At 60.9% G+C, this 4537-nt stretch carries 4 protein-coding genes; all 4 read left to right on the top strand.

All coding sequences use genetic code 11. The features are described from left to right. The coding region (locus FNJ47_RS44705; protein WP_206685406.1) for a bacterial transcriptional activator domain-containing protein at positions 1 to 766 on the top strand (766 nt) is incomplete at its 5' end. Between the two features lie 320 nt (positions 767 to 1086). After that, complete coding sequence (locus tag FNJ47_RS44700) at positions 1087 to 1545, top strand: nuclear transport factor 2 family protein (RefSeq protein WP_163162978.1); 459 nt, start codon at positions 1087 to 1089, stop codon at positions 1543 to 1545. A 25-nt stretch (positions 1546 to 1570) separates the two neighbouring features. Beyond that, on the top strand, positions 1571 to 3424 hold the full coding sequence (locus FNJ47_RS44695) for an alkaline phosphatase family protein (RefSeq protein ID WP_347341815.1): 1854 nt from the start codon (positions 1571 to 1573) through the stop codon (positions 3422 to 3424). Then, a partial coding sequence (locus tag FNJ47_RS44690; RefSeq protein ID WP_163162974.1) for a DegT/DnrJ/EryC1/StrS family aminotransferase occupies positions 3421 to 4537 on the top strand: 1117 nt, incomplete at its 3' end. The genes FNJ47_RS44695 and FNJ47_RS44690, both read left to right, overlap by 4 nt.

The following is a 4537-nucleotide window of genomic DNA, read 5'->3' as shown; positions in this document are numbered from 1 at the left end:
GAGCACCATTCTTTGGCGACTTCGTCACTTGGGCGATAGCGGTGCGCAAACGACTACTAGACAACTCCTGCTAATCGAGCCGAACGGCGACGTCAGGATCAATGGACGTGATGTTGTCGAGATCGACCTCGTTGACTTCGAGGCTGCGGTGAAGCGATGCCATATCCGACAGGGGCAAGCGTCGGCCGACGATGTTGCCGTGTTAACGAGGTGCGTCGACCTATATGCGGGGGACTTTCTGCGAGAGTTGGACTTGGAGTGGGTGGCCGAAAAACGGCAGTATTTGCGTCAGTGCTACCTCGATATCCTGCAGTTCCTGGTCGAGTATCACAACGATGTTGGCAGGTACGACGAAGTCATAACGTATGCGGACCGGTTTCTTCGGGTTGATCCGTATCTGGAGGCTATTCACGTATTTATGATTAAAGCTTGCCTCTCGACGGGTCGGCGATCTCTGGCAGCTGCGCGCGCCCTAGCGTGCCGGCGTGTGTTCACTGAGGAACTCGGCGTTGCGATCGAGGGAGAAGCTCAACGCCTGATTTCGTGTCTCGCTTCTACTTCCAGCAGCCAATCGAAAGCGCGGACGAAGTGCCAAGTCGATAGAAGGGCGTCTCACCGGGTCGACGATCGCAGCCTCGTTCAACTGAGAGACGCCTGCTCTCAAGTTGTCAACGTTTGCTCAACTCTTCTGCATGAGGCGAGCGACAGGGAGCCGGGCGCGGCGGCTTTCCAATCCCATCCTCCCAGGAAGTCGGTCGAACGCTAGCTCAGGCGGTTGGCGCCCAGCTGCGTCGGTACTTGTCGTTCAAGTGTTTCGAAATTCGTGTGGCCAGCGGAGGCGGGTCCAGCCCTCCGCGCTGCGCGCTGCTTTCATTTTGACCGACAGCAATGATGCTCCTGCTGGCAAAAGTGCGTGGGCTGCTTAATGCTGCGCGTGACTCCGCAGTTGGCAAAATTGGCGCAGCTGTGATCAAGCTGTGATGCGTCTGAGGCGGATCTGAGAATGCCGGTTGTTAGGCTCTGCTTGTGAAAGATCGGCTGCGCTCGGATGGAGCGGGCCGCTTTACCGACCAACGGAGAAGATCCATGGCATTGAGCGAACCCGACGTGACAGCGTTTTTGAAGCAGTTTGTATCAACCTATGAAAAGGGCGATGCGTCGTTCTTCAAACTGTTTGCCGACGATGTATCAGTCTTTAGCATATCGGTTCCAACCCGCATCGACGGCGCAGAGGAGTTCAAGCGAGGATTCGACGGACAATTTAAGGGGACGCGGCGGTCGCAAATACTCTCACCGGAGATTCGCATTGCGGGCGATATGGCGGTCGTTACGTATCATAACCGTGTTGCGTTCGATAGTCAGTCGACCAACATGCGCTCGACTCTAGTGCTTCAGCGCTTAGGCAATGACATCAAGATCGTTCATCTGCACAATTCACCGCTTGCCTCCACAGGCGTCGTTACGGCACCGCGAGGTCCGGCAGATGTCACTCTTTTAGAGGAGCGCGTAGCCACGGCTGCCGCGGCGGTGGGGACGCCCAAATAGAGCCACGTCGCAAGGGGAGGCGCCTGTGCGCCAAGATGCTCGTCGTAGGGTAGCGCTCGTCGGAATCGATGGCTTCGCTCCTCTGTTCATGGATGAATTCTTGAACGCGGAGACCATGCCAAGCTTGACCGATCTGAGGGCGCGCGGGTGCGAGGTGCCTCTCCTGTCGACCGTTCCGGCTTGCACGCCGGTCGCTTGGGCGGCGATGATGACGGGCTGCCATCCTCAAACAAACAACATCCAAGGTTTCCTTACACCTCGCGCCGGCCGGCCGCTCGATCGTCGTATCGCGGGGGTCTACGCCGATCGGCTCAAAGCGGAGCCGGTGTGGCAGACCGCGCTGCTAAACGGTCGCCGGTCGTATGTCGTGAAGTTTCCGGTGTCGTATCCGTCCCAAGCGTCCCTGCGCATCGATGGCGCGGCTGGATGGGGCGGAATATCCTGTCTGCACGAGGCTGCCGCAGCCGGCACATCGACATGGCCAGGTACCGGAGTGATAGCCTCCGGGCCGGCATGGACCGGCGAGCCGAATGGCGGAGGCGACGCGACGTTCTTCGCCCACCTGTCGCTGCCGAACATCTGGGGCAAGCGGCCTGTTGAGTTTGCGCTGGCGGTGTTGCGTCGGCACGGCCAGCTCCAGCTGGCGATCGCGTCCGAACCAGACTGGTCGCATGTTTGCACCTCCCTGGAGCTCGGCAAATGGAGCGATCCGATCGTCGTTGAGGCGGAGGGACGCACTGGACGCGAGGACCACGCATTGCGCTTTAAACTTATGAGCATAGAAGCCACGCCGCCGCGCATCTCGCTTTTCAACACCAGTGTGCACGCGCTCCACGGCCACAGCCTTCCGGCGGAGGCGTGGCAACGGCATTTCGATGCGGCCGGCCCGATCGAGGAGCAGACCGACCCCAGCTTGGTCTTCTCCGGCGCAGTCGACCTCGCCACTCACGTCGAGAGGTGTCAGCTCAATCTCGATTGGTTGTGCCGAGTTTCGCGATCAATCCTTAGCCGAGAACCATGGGACTTCTTCGCTGTCCAAGTCCACTTCGTGGACTGGGCGCATCACCTTCTGCACGGCGCACTCGATCCGCGCCACCCGCGCTACGATAGCGCACGACATCACGAAGCGCATGCCCTGCTGCGACGGTTCTACACCATGGCGGATGAACTCGTCGGCGCTGTGGTGGCAGCTGCGGGGGAGGCCAATATCATCGTCACCGGCGATCATGGCCAGGATCTCCATCACACCACAGTGCGACTCAATGAGTGGTTAGCAGAGCGGGGCCTGATTACCTTCATAGATGGCGGCGAGGGGGTCGATTGGAGTCGCTCTCGCATCTGCGCCTACGGCAACAGCCTTCACCTCAACCGCGCCGACACCGTGCCGGGTGGCATTGTTTCCGAACGCGAGGCCGAGAAACTGGTCGAAATGCTGTGCAGGGAGCTCGTGACGCTGACCGAGCCGACCACGGGTGAGCGACCGATCCTCAGTGCCTGTCCGCGTCGCGACCTCGCTCATCTGGGCGGAGCCGGCGAGGGCATGGGTGACGTGGTGTTCTTCTGTGCCAGTGGCTACCAGGCCCGCAACGATCGCGGACCCCTTTTTCAGGTAACAGAGCCATGGTGCGAGTTCACGAGCGGACACGATCATTTTTCACCGCTTGATCCGCGCCTGCATAGCCGCCTTTACGCGGCTGGTCCACAGATCGTCCGCCGGGACGTCCCGGCACCCCTGCATCCCGTGATTGATGTCGCGCCGACCATCGCGTCGCTGCTCGGTATCGCGCCATCGCCAGAAACCGAAGGCTGCGCGATCCGGGAGTTGCTCGCGGGTGACCCCAACGAGATGAACACCGTGGAGGCCCTGGTGCACGCATGAGTATCCAGCATCCCATTTGCGCCCCGCGCCCGCGGCTTGCCATCGACGGCGGCGACCCCGTCGCGCCGCGCGGTTACGTCATGATGTCGCGTTGGCCGCGTCTCGATCGCGCTGATCTCGATGCCGTCATTCGGCAGCTCGAATCCGGTCTGTTCACGGAAATGTCGTGCACGGCCCAGGTGCACGAATTCGAGAACGAGATGGCGATTCTTACCGGTAGCAAATATGCGCTTGCGCTTAATAGCGGGACAGCCGCCCTGCATTGCGCGTTGGCCGGCGTTGACGTCCAGCCAGGTGACGAGGTCGTGCTTCCTGCACTCGCCTACATTGCGTGCGCAGCCGCTGTCCTACACCATCAGGCGATCCCGGTGTTCGCTGATGTCGACGCGCACTCCTACAATCTGACGGCGGAGTCCGTAGAGGCTGCCGTGTCGCCCCGCACGCGCGCAGTGATGGTCGTTCATCTGCATGGCCTTCCGGCAGATATGGACGAAATCCGTGCCGTTTGCGACCGACACGGCCTGCCGTTGATCGAGGACTTTTCTCAGGCCGTCGGTGCTACGTACCGCGGCCGGCCAGCCGGCGGGCATGCGACGGTAGGCGCCGCAAGTCTCATGTCCGGAAAGAACCTGCCATCGGTCGGGGAGGCCGGCGTTCTCGTCACCCGCGATCGCGAGGTTCGGAACCGGGCCGCAAGGCTGAAGGCCTTCGGCGAGGAAGTCAATGTCGATGGATCCTATCGTTTGATCGGTGCCACCATGGGGTGGAACTACCGTATCAACCTGTTGTCTGCTGTCATGGTCAGCCGGCAGATCTATCACCTCGAATCCTATACAGCCCTGCGACGGAGGAGCGCCGCGCGGCTCAATGAAGTCCTTGCCGAGATCCCCGGCTTTTCGGGACCGCTAGAAGGGGCCGACCGCGAGCACTGCTACCACATGTACCGGTTTCGTTTCGATCCGGAAGCTGCCGGGCTCGCCGTCTCAGTGGATCAGGCGCACGAGGCACTCAAGCAAGTGTTCTGGGCAGAGGGCTTGCCCGTAGTCGAATTCCAAAACCAGCCACTGCCCGGCCATGAACTCATTCAGCGTAAGCTCGGCTACGGACGCGGCT

The sequence above is a fragment of the Bradyrhizobium uaiense genome (genome assembly GCF_010811875.1).
In the GTDB taxonomy this organism is placed as follows: domain Bacteria; phylum Pseudomonadota; class Alphaproteobacteria; order Rhizobiales; family Xanthobacteraceae; genus Bradyrhizobium; species Bradyrhizobium uaiense.
Note: the sequence above shows the minus strand (reverse complement) of the source record. Positions and strands in the feature narration are given on the sequence as shown.